Genomic DNA, 17,347 nt, shown 5'->3' with positions numbered 1-17,347 from the left:
CGGGTCGCGGTATCGGGAAACCTGCGAGCCGACCAAAGGGGAGCCAGACGTGGACATGTACAGCGCAACGCTTGATGCCACCGGACCGCTGGAGCGGACAGAAAACACGCGGCTGATCGTGCAGATCAGCTGCGTGGCCACCTTGGGTGGATTCCTGTTCGGCTTCGACAGCGGCGTGATCAACGGCACGGTGGACGGCCTGAAGCTGGCCTTCCACTCCAATGCCGCCGAGATCGGTTTCGAGGTGGCCTCGATGCTGCTGGGCTGCGCCGTGGGCGCGTTCTTCGCCGGACGCGCGGCCGACTACCAGGGGCGCCGCACGGTGTTGATTGCCGCGGCTATCCTGTTCCTGTTCTCGGCGCTGGGCGCCGGCGCCGCACACGACGTGGCGTTCTTCGTCCTCGCGCGCCTCACCGGCGGTTTTGCAGTCGGTGCAGCCAGTGTGATCGCGCCGGCCTACATCGCCGAGGTGGCACCCGCGCGCTACCGCGGGCGCCTCGCCACGATGCAGCAGGTGGCCATCATCAGCGGCCTGTTCTGCGCCTTCCTCAGCAACTACCTGCTGGCCAGGGCGGCGGGTGCGTCCACCGAGGCGCTGTGGCTGGGCCAAGACGCATGGCGGTGGATGTTCTGGATGCAGGTACTACCATCGTCGCTGTTCCTGGTCTCGCTGGTGTTCATTCCCGAGAGCCCGCGCTTCCTGGTGATGCGCAAGCGCGAAGCGGAAGCGGAAGTCGTGTTGGTTCGCCTGTACGGTCACGATATCGCTCGCGCGAAGCTGGGCGAGATCGGCACTTCACTGGCGCAGGACAGGCACCGCCCCAGACTGTCCGACCTGATGGACAAGGCCACGAACCGGGTTCGCCCGATCGTGTGGGTGGGCATAGGGCTGGCGGTGTTGCAGCAACTGGTGGGTATCAACGTGGTGTTCTACTACGGCGCCGTGCTGTGGCAGGCCGTGGGCTTTTCCGAGAGCGATGCGCTGCTGATCAACGTGGTTTCCGGCGGCCTCAGCATCGCCGCCTGCCTGGTGACCGTGGCGCTGGTGGACCGGATCGGCCGCAAGCCGCTGCTGTGGATCGGTTCGCTGGGCATGGCGGTGGCGCTGACACTGGTGGCTTGGGCGTTCGCGCATGCGCACATGGATGCCAGCGGCAAACTCGGGCTGCCGTCACCGATGGGCACGCTGGCGCTGGTCGCGGCCAACGTCTACGTCGTGTTCTTCAACATGTCGTGGGGGCCGGTGATGTGGGTGATGCTGGGCGAGATGTTCCCGAACCAGATTCGCGGCTCCAGCCTGGCGGTGTCCGGCGCCGCGCAGTGGATCGCCAACTTCGCCATCACCATCAGCTTCCCGCTGCTGTTGGTCGGCATCGGGCTTGCGCCCACCTACGGCATCTATGCGGTGGCGGCAGCGTTGTCGACGGTGTTCGTGCTCCGCTATGTCAAGGAAACGCGGGGCAAGGAACTGGAGCAGATGTAAAGACATTGGGATCAGCCTTGTCCCGATCGATTTCAACTGCAGCAGCCATCCCTATGGGCGTGTTGAAGACCGCCCAAAGTCGCTCGGCCAGTACGCCGGTGGCCTGGAAATAAATCTCTTTTGAGTACGCAGGTCGCCGCTCCCGCAACGGAGGATGGCATTCGCTGCACACCCACAGGCGGGCTGGCGGGAACAGCGTCAGCATCATCGCGCGTGGCTGAAGACCCTCTCCGCGCACGAGCTCGACTCTGATCGCGCCACGCCGCAGGGAAATATCCGAGGTCTTGCCTGGCGGTTCGACAACGAAGACGGTCGGTGCCAACCGATTTCTCGCGTGGTGTCGGCTGCACGGCAATGGTGCAAGCCGAAGAAAGCCGCACCAAAGCGGGTGCACTCTGCTGCCCAGGCAGCTCCAAAAAATCCGCCAATCCCCTGTTTTCATGGTGGCGCTAGCGCTGGCATGCGTGTTGCTACGCAACAATCCAGGCGGACAGGGATGTGTCGCTGCGCGGCCGGGTGCAGGAGGCGATTCGTCATCTTCGGGCGGAGATGCTATGTCGGGCAAGGCGACGCGGATCGAGCTGTTCCAGTGGCGCACGCCGCAGATGCGTGCGTTCCATCTGAGCTGGCTGGCGTTCTTCGTGTGTTTCTTCGCGTGGTTCGCGGTGGCGCCGCTGATGCCACTGCTGCGGGCAGAGCTCCGGCTCAGTCCCGACCAGGTGGCGAACGTCACCATCGCCGCCGTCGCGATGACCATCCTCGGGCGCCTGCTTGTCGGCCCGCTGTGCGACCGGCTGGGGCCGCGACGCACCTATGCGGGCCTCTTGCTGCTGGGTTCGATTCCGGTGTTCGGGATGATGTTCGTGCAAGGTTATGTGTCGTTCCTGATCGTGCGCCTGGCGATCGGTGCGGTCGGCGCGGGCTTCGTGATCACGCAGTACCACACCTCGGTGATGTTCGCGCCCAACGTGGTGGGCACCGCAAACGCAACCGCCGCCGGCTGGGGCAACGCAGGCGGTGGCGTGGCGCAGGCGGCAATACCGTTGGCGCTGGCGGGTGTGCTCGCGTTTGGCGTGGGAGACCGTCTCGCATGGCGTCTCGTCATGCTGCTGCCCGGCGTGCTGATGGTGATCGTGGGTGTCCTGTACTGGAAGTTCACCCAGGACGGTCCGGAAGGCGATGGCCGCGGACAGGATGCCGCCGGCCGGGGCAAGCCGGGTGGCTGGATGGCGTTTCGCCAGGCAGCCGGCAACTACCGAGTGTGGATGCTGTTCGTCACTTACGCGGGCTGCTTCGGCGTCGAACTTTTCGTGCATGGCGTGGCGGCTTCCTACTACGTCGACCACTACGGGTTGAGCCTGCGTGGCGCGGGCCTGGCCGTCGGCGGCTTCGGTCTGCTGGCCTTGTTCGCGCGGGCGATGGGCGGCATGGCGTCCGACCGGCTGGCGCGCAGGCGAGGCCTGCTGTCCCGCGTGCGACTCCTGTGCGCGCTGATGTTGTGCGAAGGCGTCGGGCTGCTGTGCTTCTCGAACGCGCAAGGCGTGGCCATGGCGGTGGCGGCGATGCTGGCTTTCGGCCTGTTCATGCACATGGCCTGCGGGGCGACCTATGCGCTGATGCCCTTCGTCGATCGCAAGGCGCTGGGTGGCGTGGCGGGCATCATCGGTGCCGGCGGCAACGTCGGCGCCGTTGCGGCCGGGTTCCTGCAGAAATACATCGGCTCGGTGCAGCACACCTTCGCGGCGCTCGGCGGCTTCGTGATCGCCGGCTCGCTGTGCGCGCTCGCTGTGCGCTTCAGCCACGAGCACGTGGCCAGCGAGGAACAGCTGTACCAGGAGGCCTTGCGGCAGGACGTTCTGCGGCAAGTGCGAGGGCCATCGGCGGATTCCACGGGGAGTGCATCGATATGACGACGCGACTGGTCGTGGTGGGCAACGGCATGGTGGGGCACCGGTTGCTGGAAGAGCTGGCGACCCTGCAGCCGCCGGATCTGGAGATCACCGTGCTCGGCGAGGAAACGCGGCCGGCCTACGATCGGGTGCACTTGTCGGAGTTTTTCTCCGGCAAGACGGCGGCGGAGCTGTCGCTGGTGGCGCCCGGCTTCTTCGAACAGGCGGGAATCCGCTTGCGGCTGGCGACCTGCGCCACCGGCATCGATCGCGCGCGGAAGCGCGTGACGACCGCCGATGGCAACGAACTGCCCTACGACAAGCTGGTGATCGCCACTGGTTCTTCGCCCTTCGTGCCGTCGATTCCGGGCAGCGACCGCGCCGGCTGCCTGACCTACCGCACGCTGGACGACCTGGATGCGTTGTCGGAGTGGGGCGGCCGGTCGAAGCACGGCGTGGTGGTCGGCGGCGGTCTGCTCGGGCTGGAATGCGCCAAGGCCTTGCGCGACACGGGGCTGGAGACGCACGTGGTGGAATTCGCCGCGCGCCTGATGGCGGTGCAGGTGGACGACAGCGGCGGGCAGATGCTGCGCAAGGCGATCGAGGATCTGGGCCTGGTGGTGCACACCGGCCGGAACACCCAGCGGATCGTCGACGGCGCCGCGCGGCGCCATCGCATGGAGTTCGCCGACGGCAGCCATCTGGAAACCGACCTCATCGTGTTCTCCGCCGGCATCCGCCCGCGCGACGAGCTGGCCCGGCAGAGCGAGCTGGGCGTAGGCCAGCGCGGCGGCATCATGGTCGACAACTTCTGCCGCACGCGCGACCGCGACGTCTACGCCATCGGCGAGTGCGCACAGTGGGGCGGCAAGGTGTTCGGCCTGGTGGCACCGGGTTACGACATGGCGCGGGTGGTGGCCAAGCACATTTATGCGCTGCAGGCCCGGCGCCCGGCGCCCGACTTGCCGGAATTCGCCGGCGCGGACATGTCCACCAAGCTCAAGCTGATGGGCGTCGACGTGGCCAGCATCGGCGACGCGCACGGTGCCACCCCGGGCAGCTTCAGCTACCAGTTCAGCGACGGGCGCCGGCAGGTCTACAAGAAGCTGGTCGTGTCCGAGGACGGCAAGCGCCTGCTCGGCAGCGTGCTGGTGGGCGACGCGGCCGACTACGGTTCGCTGCTGCAGATGATGCTCAACGGCATGGAATTGCCGGAGTCGCCGGAGACCTTGATCCTGCCGTCAGGCGAGGGCAAGCCCAAGCCGGGCCTGGCGGTCGATGCCTTGCCGGCGTCGGCGCAGGTGTGCTCGTGCAACAACGTCAGCAAGGGGCAGCTGTGCGAGGCAGTGGCGGCCGGCGCCACCTCGCTCGACGCACTCAAGCAGGCGACGCGGGCCGGCACCAGTTGCGGCGGTTGCGTGCCGCTGGTCACGCAGATCATGAAGGCGGAACTGGCGCGCGCCGGCGTCGCGGTGAACAACCACCTGTGCGAGCACTTCGCGTACTCGCGGCAGGAGCTCTACCACCTGGTTCGCGTGGAGCGCATCCGCCGCTTCGACGAGTTGCTGGCGCGCCATGGCCACGGCCTGGGCTGCGACATCTGCAAGCCCGTGGTGGCCAGCATCCTGGCCTCCTGCTGGAACGAGTTCGTGCTGCAGCAGGAACACGCTTCGTTGCAGGACTCCAACGACTACTTCCTCGCCAACATCCAGAAGGATGGCAGCTATTCGGTGGTGCCGCGCATGGCCGGCGGCGAAGTCACGCCCGACGGACTGATCGCGATCGGCCAGATCGCACGCAAGTACGGCCTGTACACCAAGCTCACCGGTGGCCAGCGCGTGGACATGTTCGGCGCCCGGCTGGAGCAGTTGCCGCTGGTCTGGGAAGAGCTGATCGCGGCGGGCTTCGAATCCGGCCATGCCTACGGCAAGTCCGTGCGCACGGTGAAGTCCTGCGTGGGCTCCACCTGGTGCCGCTACGGCGTGCAGGATTCGGTGCGCCAGGCGATCGACCTGGAGCACCGCTACAAGGGGCTGCGCTCGCCGCACAAGCTGAAGTTCGCCGTCTCCGGCTGCACGCGCGAATGCGCCGAGGCGCAGAGCAAGGACGTCGGCGTGATCGCCACCGAAAAGGGCTGGAACCTCTACGTCTGCGGCAACGGCGGCATGAAGCCGCGGCACGCGGAGCTGCTGGCCGGCGACCTCGATACGGCCACCCTGGTCCGCTACGTCGACCGCTTCCTGATGTTCTACATCCGCACCGCCGACCGCCTGCAGCGCACCAGCGTGTGGCGCGACAACCTGGAAGGCGGCATGGATTACCTGCGCGCGGTGGTCATCGACGACACGCTGGGCATTGCCGCCGAGCTGGAGGCGGAAATGAAACGGGTGATCGACAACTACGCATGCGAGTGGAAGAAGGCCGTGAGCGACCCGCAGGTGCGCCGTCGCTTCCGCCACTTCGTCAACAGCGAGGCAGCCGACGACAACGTGGCTTTCGTACCCGAGCGCGGACAGCTCCGACCCGCTACGCGGGAAGAAAAACGCAGTCGGCTGGAGCGCATCCCGGTCGTGGTCGAGACGGAGTGAACCGATGAACAGCAACGCTACAACGGACGGCTGGACCTGCGTGTGCCGGATAGGCGAGATCGTGCCCGATACCGGCGTGTGCGCGCTGGTGGCGGGCGAGCAGGTGGCGGTGTTCCGCCTCGCCGGCGACACGCTGCACGCGGTCGACAACATCGATCCCGAATCGGGTGCGGCAGTGCTGTCGCGTGGCCTGGTGGGCAGTCTCGGCGAGCGCGTGGTGGTGGCCTCGCCGATCCACAAGCAGCACTACGACCTGCGTACCGGCGAGTGCCTGGAGGATGCGGCGCTGCACGTGCATGCGTGGCAGATACGCCGCGATGGCGAACACGTGCTGATCCGTCGCGGGGAACGATGAGCCGCGCACGGCCCGCCATGGCCAAGCATGGAGTCGCCGCATGAGCAAGGCGGTGGCCACCACCTGTCCGTACTGCGGTGTCGGCTGCGGCGTGTTGGCGCGGGCAGATGCCGCGGGCACGGTGAGCGTTGAAGGCGATCCCTCGCATGCGTCCAACTTCGGCCGCCTGTGCGTGAAAGGCGCGGCGCTGGGTGAGACGACGGACCTGCACGGTCGCCTCTTGCATCCGCAGGTACGCGAGGCGGACGGCAGCTTTCACCGCGTCGGTTGGGACGCGGCGCTCGACCGCGTGGCCGATGGTTTCCGCCGCGCGGTCGAGCAGCACGGCCCCGATGCCGTGGCGTTCTACGTGTCAGGGCAATTGCTCACCGAGGACTACTACGTCGTCAACAAGCTGGCCAAGGGCTACCTGGGCACGGCGAACATCGACACCAATTCGCGCCTGTGCATGTCCTCGGCGGTCGCCGCCCACAAGCGGGCCTTTGGCGAAGACCTGGTGCCGGCCTGCTACGAAGATCTGGCGCAGGCCGAACTGGTGGTGCTGGTGGGCTCCAACACCGCGTGGTGCCACCCGGTGGCCTTCCAGCGCATCGCGCAGGCGAAGGAGGCGGGGGCGAAGCTCGTGGTGATCGATCCGCGCTTCACCGCCACCTGCGAGTCGGCCGATCTGCATCTGCCCATCAAGCCGGGCACCGACGTGTGGCTGTTCAACGGCCTGCTCGCCTTCCTGTTCCGGCATGGGGTGATGGACGTGGGCTTCGTCGACGCGCATACGGACGGCATGAACGCCGCGCTGGCGGTGGCCAGCGCCGAGGCCGGCGACCCGGAGGCGGTGGCGCGCATGTGCGGGGTGCAGCCAGCCGACCTGCTGGCGTTCTACCGGCTGTTCGCGCGGCACGAACGCGTGGTCAGCCTGTTCTCGCAGGGCGTGAACCAGTCCACCAGCGGCACCGACAAGGCCAACAGCCTCATCAACTGCCACCTGCTGTCCGGGCGCATCGGCAAGCCGGGCGCGGGACCGTTCTCGATCACCGGGCAGCCGAACGCGATGGGCGGGCGCGAGGTCGGCGGCATGGCCAACATGCTGGCGGCGCACATGGATCTGCACGAGCCGACGCACCGGCAGATCGTGCAGGCGTTCTGGGCGTCGCCGCACATCGCCGCCGAGCCGGGGCTGAAGGCGGTGGCGCTGTTCGATGCCGTATTGGAAGGGCGGGTCAAGGCGCTGTGGATCATGGGCACCAACCCGGTGGTCAGCCTGCCCGACGCCGACCGGGTGCGACAGGCGCTGCAGGCTTGCGAACTGGTGGTGTGCTCCGACATCGTCGAGCGCACCGATACCAGTGTGCATGCGCATGTGCGCCTGCCGGCGCTGGGCTGGGGCGAGAAGAACGGCACGGTGACGAGTTCGGAGCGGCGCATCTCGCGCCAGCGACCTTTCCTGCCGGCACCGGGCGAGGCGCGGGCCGACTGGCGCATCGTCTGCGAGGTGGCAAAACGCCTGGGCTTCGCCGAAGCCTTCGACTACGCCGGGCCGCACGAGATCTTCGTCGAACACGCGCGGCTCACCGCGTTCCGCAACCACGAGTCCGGCGCCGACGGCGGGACGGCGGCGCGACGGCACCTGCATCTGGGCGGACTGGCCGCGCTCGACGCACCGGGCTACGACGCGTTGGCGCCGGTGCAGTGGCCGGTGCGCGAAGACGGCAGCGGTACGGCGCGCCTGTTCGAGGATGGCCGCTACGCGCACGCCGACGGCCGGGCGCGTTTCGTCGCCACGCCCGGACGCGCGCCCGCCCACGCGCCGGACCGAGAGTATCCGCTGCTGCTCAATACCGGCCGCATCCGCGACCAGTGGCACACCATGACGCGCACCGGCAAATCGCCGAGGCTCGCCGGCCATCTCAGCGAGCCGTTTGTCGACATGCACCCGCACGATGCCTTGCGCAGCGGCGTGCGCGAGGGCGAACTGGCGCGTGTGGTCTCGCGTTGGGGAACGATGGTGGCGCGGGTGCGCCATGGCGGCGGCATCCAGGCCGGCCAGGTGTTCGTGCCGATCCACTGGAACGACCAGTTCGCCTCCGATGCACGCGTGGGCGCGCTGGTGAGCCCGGAGATCGATCCGGTCTCCGGCCAGCCGGAGTTCAAGCACACGCCGGTGCAGGTGGAGCCGTTTCCGGTGCGCTGGCATGGCTTCGCGTTCGGACGCCGCCAGTTGCCGACGGCAGGGCTGAGTTACTGGGCGCTGATCCGCGGCGAGCAGTTCTGGCGCTACGAGATCGCGCACCGCGAACGGCCGGGCGACTGCGGCACGTGGGCCAGGGCCTGGCTGGACGCCGCCGCCGCTGCCGAGTGGCTGGAATACGAGGACGCCGATGCCGGGATCTATCGCGCCGCGCTGGTGCGCGAGGATCGACTCGAAGCCTGCGTGTTCCTTTCGCCGCGCCCCGACTTGCCGTCGCGCCAGTGGCTGGCGCAGCTGTTCGGCAAGCCGCGGCTGGAGGATGCCGACCGCGCCGGCCTGCTTGCCGGCGAATCGCCGGATGCGGGCGGCGATCCCGGGCCGGTGGTGTGCGCCTGCTTCGGCGTCGGCCGCAACACGATCTGCACGTCGATCCGCGAGAAGAGCCTGGATACGCCAGCCGGCGTGACGGCCGCGCTGCGCGCGGGCGGCAACTGCGGCTCATGCATCCCGGAAATCCGCCGACTGATCGCCGAAGCGCACGCCTGGAGCGCGGCATGAACGACATCACGGCAAACCGGAGCGCGACGATGAAGCTGTATCCCCTGTTCGCGGATTTGCATGGCTTGCCGGTGCTGGTGGTCGGCGGCGGCGGCGTGGCGCGACGCAAGGCCGAGGCCCTGCTCGGCGCCGGTGCGCAGGTCACGGTGGGCGCGCCGCGACTGGACGCGGAACTCGCCGCCTGGGCCGGGGCAGGGACGATCCGCTGGCAGCGTGGCGAATTCGTGCCCGGCTGGCTCGACGGCATGTGGCTGGTGATTGCCGCCACCGACGAGCGCGGATTGAACGCCGCGGTGGCCGCCGCCGCGAGCGAGCGGCGCCTCTTCGCCAACGTGGTCGACGATGCCGCGCATTCGCGCTTTCACGTGCCCGCGGTGGTGGATCGCTCGCCGCTGGTGGTGGCCGTCTCCACCGCCGGTGCGGCACCGGCGCTGGCGCGGCGCGTGCGCGAGACGCTGGAACGCGTGCTGGACCATGGACTGGGCGCGCTGGTGGCGCTGGCACAGCGCCAGCGTGCGCGCATCGTGCGCCGGCACGAAAACCTTGCCGACCGTCGCGCCTTCTACGATTGGCTGCACGATGGCCCGGTGCTGCCGCTGCTGCGCGCGGCGCGCGGGCAGGAGGCCGAGCAGGTGCTACTCGCCGCCCTGCAAGGCGACGGGCCGCCGCCGCGCAAGGGTTCGGTGACGCTGGTCGGCGCCGGCCCCGGGCATCCGGGCCTGCTCACCTTGCAGGCGCTGCGCGCGCTCAACGAGGCGGACGTGGTGCTGCACGACCAGCTCGTGGGCGACGCGATCCTCGCGATGGTGCGGCGCGATGCCGAACGCATCGACGTGGGCAAACGCTGCGGCGGCCGCCAGGTGGCGCAGGAGCAGATCCATCGGCTGATGCTGGCGCATGCGCGCGAGGGCCGGCGCGTGGTGCGCCTGAAGGGCGGCGATCCGTTCGTGTTCGGCCGCGGTGGCGAGGAGATGGCGTTCCTGCGTCGCCACGGCGTCGCCTGTGCGGTGGTGCCGGGCGTCACCGCGGCTGTGGCCTGCGCCGCCTTTGCCGGCATCCCGCTGACGCAGCGCGGGCAGGCACAGTCGGTCTGCCTGCTGACCGCGCACGGCAAGGCGGGCAGCGACATGCCGGACGTGCAGGCGCTGGGTCGGCCCGGGCAGACCCTGGCCATCTACATGGGCGTCGAGCGGGCCGACGCACTCACGGCGCGGCTGCTTGCGCACGGTCGCGCCACGGACACGCCGGTGGCCATCGTCGAGAACGGCAGCCTGCCGCAGCAGCGCGTGATCGCCGGCGTGCTGGCCGAGTTGCCGCGGCTGGTGCGGGAACACGCGGTGGGCTCGCCGGCGCTGCTGATCGTCGGCGAGGTCGCGGCCTGCGCGACTTCGCAGGCATGGTTCGGCGAACTGGTCGACGCCCGCGCCGGGCAGCCTGTCGCCGAACCGATGGCGGAGCTGGCCTGATGGACGCGTCGCCGGTCAGCCACGGAGCATCGCGATGAGCGTCGGCGGCGAATTCGGGTTGCCGCTGGCGGGCAAGTGCATCGCGGTGCCCGAGTCGCGCGAGCTGGACGTGTTCGCGACCCTGCTCGAACGGCGCGGCGCCAGCGTGCTGCGTTGCCCGCTGGTGGACATCCTCGACGCGCCCGATCCCGCACCGGTGCTGGATTGGTTGCGCCGGTTCAACGCGGGCGATTGCGACGACTTGCTGCTGTTCACCGGTGAGGGGCTGAGCCGCCTGCTCGACGTGCTCGACCGGCATGCGCCCGCCGAGCGGGTCTACTTCATTGCGCGGCTGGCGCAAGTGCGCATCGTGGTGCGCGGCCCGAAGCCGGCACGCGTGCTGCGCGAACTGGGGCTGCGCCCGGAGCGGATCGCCGAACCGGCCACCACGCCGGGCATGATCGCCTGCCTGCGCGGGTTCGACTTGCGTGGCCGCCGCGTCGGCGTGCAGCTGTATGGCAGCGAACCCAATATCCCGTTGATGGACTTCCTTGCCGAGGCGGGAGCGCAGGCCTTGCCGGTCGCCCCCTATCGCTATGCCGACGCCGCCGGCGACGCCGATGTGCTCGCCCTGGTGCGGCGCGTGCAGCAGGGTGGAGTCGACGCGATCGCGTTCACCAGTCTCCAGCAGGTGGAGCGCCTGTTCCGGCTTGCGAACGGCCAGGGGCAGGGCGAGGTGCTGCATGAGGCTTTGCGGCGAACGGTCGTGGCCGCCGTCGGGCCGGTCGTCGCCGAGGCGCTGTCGCGACGCGGCGTGGCGGTCACGGTGGTTCCGGTCGATCGCTATCACCTGAAGCCGCTGGTGCAGGCGTTGATCGATGCCTTGTCGATCTGAGCGAGGGTCAGGTTCCGTGGAAATGTATCCGACACTGCATCCTCGTCCCGTACCGGAAGGGAGCACGGCCGTGCCCCCGCTGGCCGACCGTCATGGTCGCCGCTTTCCCTACCTGCGCTTGTCCATCACGCCAGCCTGCAACTTCCGCTGCCGCTACTGCCTGCCGCATGGCTACCACGCCGAAGCCGGCTCGGCCGGGCCGCTGACGCTGGACGAGATCGCGCGCCTGCTGCGCGGCTTTGCCGAGCTGGGCATGCAGAAACTGCGCATCACCGGCGGCGAACCCGGCGTGCGTCGCGACCTCGTCGAGGTGTTGCGCACCGCCGCCGCCGCGCCCGGCCTGAAAAAACTGGCGATGACGACCAACGGCACGCTGTTGTCCAGACGCCTGCACGCGTGGATGGACGCGGGGCTCAACGCGATCAACGTCAGCGTGGACAGCCTGGACCGCGCGGCCTTCGCGCGCATCACCGGACACGACCGGCTGGACGACATCCTGCACGGCGTGGACATGGCGCTGGACGCGGAGTTGCCGGCGGTGAAGCTCAACGCCGTGCTGCTGCGCGGTGTCAACGACAACGAGCTGCCGCGCTGGCTGGACTACCTGCGCGACCACGCCGTGGGCCTGCGCTTCATCGAGCTGATGCAGACCGGCGACAACCTGGCCTTCTTCCGCGACCATCATGTGCGCGCGGAGGCACTGGCCGGCGAACTTCGCGAACGCGGCTGGCAGGCCTTGCCGCGTGCCCTCGACGACGGTCCCGCGCGCGAGTACACCCACCCCGACTACGCCGGACGCATCGGCATCATCGCGCCGTACGCGAAGGATTTCTGCGCCGGCTGCAACCGCCTGCGCGTCACCGCCACCGGCGATCTGCGCCTGTGCCTGTTCGGCGAATTCGGCATCCCCTTGCGCAAATACCTGGCGCGCGACGACCAGTTGCCGGACCTGGTGCGCGCCATCGGCGGCCAGATCGGCCGCAAGGAGCAGGGCCACTTCCTGCACCAGGGCCGCACCGGCATCACCCCGCATCTCGCATCCACCGGAGGTTGATCCATGAGCGAACGCAGCGCCGCCTTCCACATGGCCGACGTGCGCGCCAAGCGCATCACCGCGCGCCGTGCCGTGGCGGTGGGCGAACTCCTGGCCGGGAGTGCCTTCGACGCCATCGTGGAGCGCCGCCTGCCCAAGGGCGATGCCATGGGCATGGCCGAAGTGGCCGGCCTGCAAGGCGCGAAGAACGCCGCGCAACTGATGCCGCTGTGCCACCCGCTGGCGCTGGAATACGCCGAGCTGCGCTGCGTGCCGGTGCCCGAACGGCGCGCGATCCGGGTCTATTGCGAGGCCGCCGCCATCGCCCGCACCGGCGTGGAGATGGAGGCGCTCGCAGGCGCCAGCGCGGCCCTGCTCACGCTGTACGACCTCAGCAAGCCGGTGGAACCCGCGCTGGCCATCGGCGGCGTGCGGCTGCTGTTCAAGGAGGGCGGCAAGAAGGGGTTGTGGTTCCATCCCGACGGCATGACGGATGCCGAGCGCGAGCACTACCACCCACGCGGCTTGCCGAAGCTGGACGGCGTACCCGCCGCCGTGATCACGCTCAGCGATCGCGCCAGCCGCGGCGATTACGAGGACGCCTCCGGCCCGCTGCTGGTGGAACGCCTGCGCGCGCTGGGCGCCGAGCTTGGGCCGGCCGAAGTGCGCGCCGACGCGGCCGCGCCGCTGGCTGCGCGCCTGCGCGAGCTGGCCGCTGCCGGCATCCGTCTCGCGCTGTGTACCGGTGGCACCGGCCTTTCGCCGCGCGATGTCACGCCCGAGGCGTTGGCTCTGGTGGGCGAGCGCCGTGTGCCCGGCATCGCGGAAATGTTCCGCAGCGAAAGCAGCCAGCACACCCCACTGGCCTGGTTGAGTCGCGCCGATGCGGTGCTGGTGGGTTCCATGCTGGTGATCGCGTTGCCCGGCAGCAGCAAGGCGGCGGCGCAAGGCATGGAGATCCTCGCGCCCATCCTCGCGCATGCGCTGGCGATGGTTGCGGGCGAGGGCCACGCATGAGCCACGATTTGCTCGACCCAACCGAGGCATTGCACCTGATCCTCGACGTTTGCACGCCGTTGCCCGCCGAGGACTGCGAGCTCGATGACGCGCTGGGCCGCGTGCTGGCCGAAGCAGTGATCGCGCCCGAGGCCTTGCCGCCCTTCGACAACTCGGCGATGGACGGCTACGCGCTCGCCGGCGGTAGCGAGCCCTTGCCGGCCGGCAGCGAGTGGCTGATCGAAGGCGAGCAGGCCGCGGGCGACGGCGCCAGCCGTGCGCGGCGTGGCGCCTGGGAAATCATGACCGGTGCGCGCGTGCCCGACGGCCTCGACCGCGTGATCGCGGTGGAGCAGACCGAACGCCTGAACGCGCCGCCGCGCGTGCGCCTGAAAGCCGCCGTGGCGGCGGGCGACAACCTGCGCCGCGCCGGTTCCGACGTGGCGCAGGGCGTGGCCGTGCTCGCCGCCGGCACCTTGCTTGCGCCCAATCACTTGATGCTGCTGGCCGCCTTGGGCGTGGCGGGAGTGCGGGTGGCGACGCGTCCGCGCGTGGCCGTCTTGTGCACCGGCCGCGAGCTGGTGGATGACGCCGAGGCCGTGCTCGCGTCGGGGCAGATCCGCAATTCCAACGGGCCGTATCTCGCCGCGGCTTTGCCGCGCGCGGGCGCCGAGCTGGTGCATCGCGAAACCGTGGGCGACGATGTAGAGGCCTTCCTCGCCGCCTTCGCGCGTGTCCGCGACGCCGGTGCGCGCGTGGTGATCTCCACCGGCGCGGTATCGATGGGCCGCTACGACTTCGTGCCCGAGGCATTGCAGCAGCTCGGCGCCACCGCGATCTTCCACAAAGTGGCGATCCGTCCCGGCAAGCCGGTGCTGTTCGCGCGCTTGCCCGACGGCACGCTGTTCTTTGGCCTGCCGGGCAACCCCGTCGCGGTGGCGGTGGGGTTGCGCTTCTTCGTCGAGCCCGCGCTGCGCGCCATGCTGGGCCTGCCGCGCGAAATGCCGTGGCGTGTGCCGCTGGCCACCGGTTGCACCAAGAAGCCGCGCCTGCGCTTTCACCTGAAGGCGCGCGTGGCGATGGATGCGCAAGGCGGCCTCACGGCACAGGTGCTGGAAGGGCAGGAGTCCTACCGCATCCGCTCGCTGGCGCAGGCCAATGCCTGGGCGGTGATTCCTCTGGAGGCGAGCCTGCTTCCGGCCGGAAGCCTGATCGAGGTCTACGGCCCCAGCCATTTGCACAGTCCTGATTTCGGGGGGAGCCACGCATGAAGACGTCGATTGTCCTGTTCGGCGCGCTGCGCGAGGCCGATGCCAGTGGCGCGGTGGAGCTGGACGTACCCGCTGGCAGCACAATGGCCGAGCTGCGCGAATTGCTGGTCGCGCACCTTGCTGCGCAGGCGCCGCAGGTGTCCGCCGGCCTGGTGCGGCGCTGCGCTTTCGCCACCGACGAGGAAATCCTGCACAACCACCGCAAAGTGCCGGCCGGCGTGGCGCTGGCCGTGCTGCCGCCGGTGAGTGGAGGCTGAAATGGACGGCTTGCATGTCGCCGTGGTGGAACGTCGCGTGGCCACGCTGGACGTGGCCTTGGCGCTGGATTTCGTGGCCGATCCGCGCTTCGGCGGCATCGCCAGCTTCATCGGCCGGGTGCGCGACCACAACGTGGGACGCAGCGTCACCAGCATCAGCTACGACTTGTTCGTGCCGCTGGCGCTGAACCAGTTCCGTGCCATCGCCGAGCGCGCGCTGGCCGAGGTGGGCGCGCCGCTCAAGCTGTGGATCGCGCATGCGAAAGGGGATCTCGCCATCGGCGATCTCGCCGTGGTGGTGGCTGCCGGCACGCCGCACCGCGACGAGGCCTTCCGCGCCTGCCGGTTGGCCATCGAGGCGGTGAAGCACGAGTCGCCGATCTGGAAGCAGGAACACTACATCGACGGCGACAGCGCCTGGAGCGAAGGCTGCTCGCTGTGCGAGGACGATCGCCAGTTCACCCACGCCCATTCGCATGCCGCGCATGGCCACGATCGCTGAGTATCGCCCCTGCCTCGGCGTGCTGTTGGCCGGCGGCCAGTCCAGCCGCATGGGGCGTGACAAGGCGCTGCTGGACTGGCACGGCCAGCCGCTGATCGAGCATCAACTGGCCACGTTGCGCGCGGCGGGCGTCGATGCGCTGCGGGTGAGCGGAGAGCACCCCTCGCATCACGGCGTGGCCGATCTCGCCTCGCAGCTCGGCCCGGTCGGTGGCCTCATGAGCGTGGCCGCCAGCGTGACCGGCGAGGTGGAGCTGCTGGTGATCCCGGTGGACATGCCGCGCTTGTCCGGCGCGCTGCTGCAGCGGTTGCGCGTGGAGCGCTGGCAGGCGCGCAGCCTGGCGTTTGCCGAATACGTGTTGCCGTGGCGCTTTCGCCTGGACGCCGCCAGCCGCGCCTTGCTGCTTGCACTGGCTTCGTCGGCCGCGCCGCGCGCGCGATCGCTGCGCGCGCTGGAGGCGGCGATGGAAACCGAAGCGCTGGCCTTGTCGAAGGACGAGGCGACGCAACTCGTGGATTGCAATACGCCCGAACTTTGGAACGAGATGAGCCGATGAGAGTGCAACAACGGCAACAGTCGCTGCGCCTGCGCATCGACGAAGCGGAACTGGCGCGGCTGCTGTCCGGCGAGGTGGTGGAAAACGCCATGCGCTGGCCCGATGGCCGCGTCGAACGCCAGCAACTGGCGCTGGCCACCGCACCCGGCTGGCAGCGCGTGGATGACGGCTGGCGGGTGGTGCTGGCGAGCGATGCGGTGCGCACGCTGGCCGCGCGCCTGCCCAGCCGCGACGGGCTGGAACTGGCGCTGGAAGGTGTCGACGTCACCTTCGATGTGGACGTGCGCGACAGCGCGCGCCGGATGAAGGAGGGCAGGGCATGAGCGCGCCACCGTCTACCGGCAATCGCGCACCTTGTGCGCGGTTGCTGTTCTTCACGAACGACCTCATCGCGCACAGGGTGCGCTCCTACCGGGCTCGGAAGAGCCGGCGCCTGCTCGTCGGCCTCGCCCTGCTGCTGTTTGCCCATGCCGTGCAGGCCGCCGAAACACCTGTCGTGCGCGTGGCCTATGCCGGCTCGATGGGCGTGGTGATGGATCAGGATCTCGGCCCCACCTTCGCCAAGGCGCATGGTGCGCAGTACCAGGGCATCGGTCAGGGCTCCTACGCGCTGGCGCGGCTGATCGCCGGCAAGCAGCTTGTTGCCGATGCCTTCGTCGGCATCACGTCGGGGCCGATGGAGGTGCTGAAAAAGGCCGGCCTGGTCGCGCACGCGGTGCCGGTGGCCAGCACGCGCATGGTGGTGGTCTACAGCCCCAAGAGCCGTTTCGCGGTGGATTTCAAGGCGGCCGCAGAGGGCAAGAAGGCCTGGTACGACGTGTTGCGCGAACCGGGCCTGCGCCTGGGCCGCACCGATCCGGCGGTCGATCCGCAAGGCGCGAATGCGCTGCTCACCCTGCAGCTCGCCGCGCGCTACTACCACCAGCCCAAGCTGCTGGAAGAGGTGGCGGGCGAATTGCAGAACCCGCAGCAGATATTTGCCGAAACATCGCTGATGTCGCGCCTGGAAGCCGGCCAGATCGACGCCACCCTCGGCTACGCCAGCGCGGCGTTCTCGCACCACCTGCCCACCATCGCCTTGCCTGCCGAGATCGATCTGGCGCAACCGGCCTTGCAGGCAAGCTGGTATGCCAAGGCCAGTTTCACCCTGCCCTGCGGCAAGCACTTGGAGGCACGGCCGCTGGTGTTCTATGCGGCCGTGCCGGCGAACGCGGAACAGCCGGTGCTGGGCCGCGCCTTCGTGGAATTGCTCAGGAGCGCAGCGGGGCAGCAGGCGCTGCGCGAGCGCGGCTACGGCCCGCCGCACGGCGAAGCGCTGTGAGTCGATCGCGATT

The 17,347-nt window shown here is 69.3% G+C and carries 16 protein-coding genes; 15 read left to right on the top strand and 1 reads right to left on the bottom strand.

Features of this window, described 5'->3' with window-relative positions:
* Positions 1-55: 55 nt before the first annotated feature.
* On the top strand, positions 56-1,483 hold the full coding sequence (locus B0E52_RS02620; RefSeq protein WP_077481486.1) for a sugar porter family MFS transporter: 1,428 nt from the start codon (positions 56-58) through the stop codon (positions 1,481-1,483).
* Here B0E52_RS02620 and B0E52_RS18260 read toward each other — a convergent pair.
* On the bottom strand, positions 1,446-1,805 hold the full coding sequence (locus B0E52_RS18260) for a hypothetical protein (protein WP_139351559.1): 360 nt from the start codon (positions 1,803-1,805) through the stop codon (positions 1,446-1,448). The genes B0E52_RS02620 and B0E52_RS18260 overlap by 38 nt on opposite strands.
* 232 nt (positions 1,806-2,037) lie before the next feature.
* On the opposite strand from B0E52_RS18260, the gene B0E52_RS02615 reads away from it, so the two are divergent.
* The 14 genes from B0E52_RS02615 to B0E52_RS02550 all read left to right on the top strand — a co-directional run bounded on the left by B0E52_RS02615 (position 2,038) and on the right by B0E52_RS02550 (position 17,334).
* Complete coding sequence (locus B0E52_RS02615; RefSeq protein ID WP_077481484.1) at positions 2,038-3,393, top strand: MFS transporter; 1,356 nt, start codon at positions 2,038-2,040, stop codon at positions 3,391-3,393.
* Positions 3,390-5,960: a nitrite reductase large subunit NirB gene (gene nirB / locus B0E52_RS02610; protein ID WP_077481482.1), complete on the top strand. Its 2,571-nt coding sequence runs from the start codon at positions 3,390-3,392 to the stop codon at positions 5,958-5,960. Before B0E52_RS02615 ends, nirB begins: the two co-directional genes overlap by 4 nt.
* A 4-nt stretch (positions 5,961-5,964) precedes the next feature.
* On the top strand, positions 5,965-6,315 hold the full coding sequence (gene nirD, locus B0E52_RS02605) for a nitrite reductase small subunit NirD (RefSeq protein ID WP_077481480.1): 351 nt from the start codon (positions 5,965-5,967) through the stop codon (positions 6,313-6,315).
* A 40-nt stretch (positions 6,316-6,355) separates the two neighbouring features.
* Positions 6,356-9,058, top strand: a complete 2,703-nt coding sequence (locus B0E52_RS02600; RefSeq protein ID WP_077481478.1) for a nitrate reductase — start codon at positions 6,356-6,358, stop codon at positions 9,056-9,058.
* A 29-nt stretch (positions 9,059-9,087) separates the two neighbouring features.
* Positions 9,088-10,524 (top strand): siroheme synthase CysG, encoded by a 1,437-nt coding sequence (gene cysG, locus B0E52_RS02595; RefSeq protein WP_077481589.1) that lies wholly within the window; start codon positions 9,088-9,090, stop codon positions 10,522-10,524.
* Positions 10,525-10,558: 34 nt separating this feature from the next.
* Positions 10,559-11,398 (top strand): uroporphyrinogen-III synthase, encoded by an 840-nt coding sequence (locus tag B0E52_RS02590; RefSeq protein WP_077481476.1) that lies wholly within the window; start codon positions 10,559-10,561, stop codon positions 11,396-11,398.
* 70 nt (positions 11,399-11,468) lie between these two features.
* On the top strand, positions 11,469-12,452 hold the full coding sequence (moaA, locus tag B0E52_RS02585; protein ID WP_254426674.1) for a GTP 3',8-cyclase MoaA: 984 nt from the start codon (positions 11,469-11,471) through the stop codon (positions 12,450-12,452).
* A 3-nt stretch (positions 12,453-12,455) separates the two neighbouring features.
* Positions 12,456-13,448, top strand: a complete 993-nt coding sequence (moaCB, locus tag B0E52_RS02580; RefSeq protein ID WP_077481472.1) for a bifunctional molybdenum cofactor biosynthesis protein MoaC/MoaB — start codon at positions 12,456-12,458, stop codon at positions 13,446-13,448.
* Positions 13,445-14,698, top strand: coding sequence for a gephyrin-like molybdotransferase Glp (glp, locus tag B0E52_RS02575; protein WP_254426673.1), 1,254 nt, complete (start codon positions 13,445-13,447; stop codon positions 14,696-14,698). Before moaCB ends, glp begins: the two co-directional genes overlap by 4 nt.
* Positions 14,695-14,955: a MoaD/ThiS family protein gene (locus tag B0E52_RS02570; RefSeq protein WP_077481470.1), complete on the top strand. Its 261-nt coding sequence runs from the start codon at positions 14,695-14,697 to the stop codon at positions 14,953-14,955. Before glp ends, B0E52_RS02570 begins: the two co-directional genes overlap by 4 nt.
* 1 nt (position 14,956) lies before the next feature.
* Entirely contained in the window at positions 14,957-15,457 is a 501-nt protein-coding gene (locus B0E52_RS02565) for a molybdenum cofactor biosynthesis protein MoaE (RefSeq protein ID WP_077481468.1), read from the top strand.
* Positions 15,441-16,013: an NTP transferase domain-containing protein gene (locus B0E52_RS02560; RefSeq protein ID WP_139351558.1), complete on the top strand. Its 573-nt coding sequence runs from the start codon at positions 15,441-15,443 to the stop codon at positions 16,011-16,013. Before B0E52_RS02565 ends, B0E52_RS02560 begins: the two co-directional genes overlap by 17 nt.
* Complete coding sequence (locus B0E52_RS02555) at positions 16,010-16,336, top strand: hypothetical protein (protein WP_077481464.1); 327 nt, start codon at positions 16,010-16,012, stop codon at positions 16,334-16,336. Before B0E52_RS02560 ends, B0E52_RS02555 begins: the two co-directional genes overlap by 4 nt.
* Complete coding sequence (locus B0E52_RS02550; RefSeq protein WP_077481462.1) at positions 16,333-17,334, top strand: extracellular solute-binding protein; 1,002 nt, start codon at positions 16,333-16,335, stop codon at positions 17,332-17,334. Before B0E52_RS02555 ends, B0E52_RS02550 begins: the two co-directional genes overlap by 4 nt.
* The last annotated feature ends 13 nt before the right edge of the window (positions 17,335-17,347 follow it).

Origin of the sequence: Rhodanobacter sp. C06, from assembly GCF_002001105.1 — a bacterium.
Taxonomy (GTDB): domain Bacteria; phylum Pseudomonadota; class Gammaproteobacteria; order Xanthomonadales; family Rhodanobacteraceae; genus Rhodanobacter_A.
Note: the sequence above shows the minus strand (reverse complement) of the source record. Positions and strands in the feature narration are given on the sequence as shown.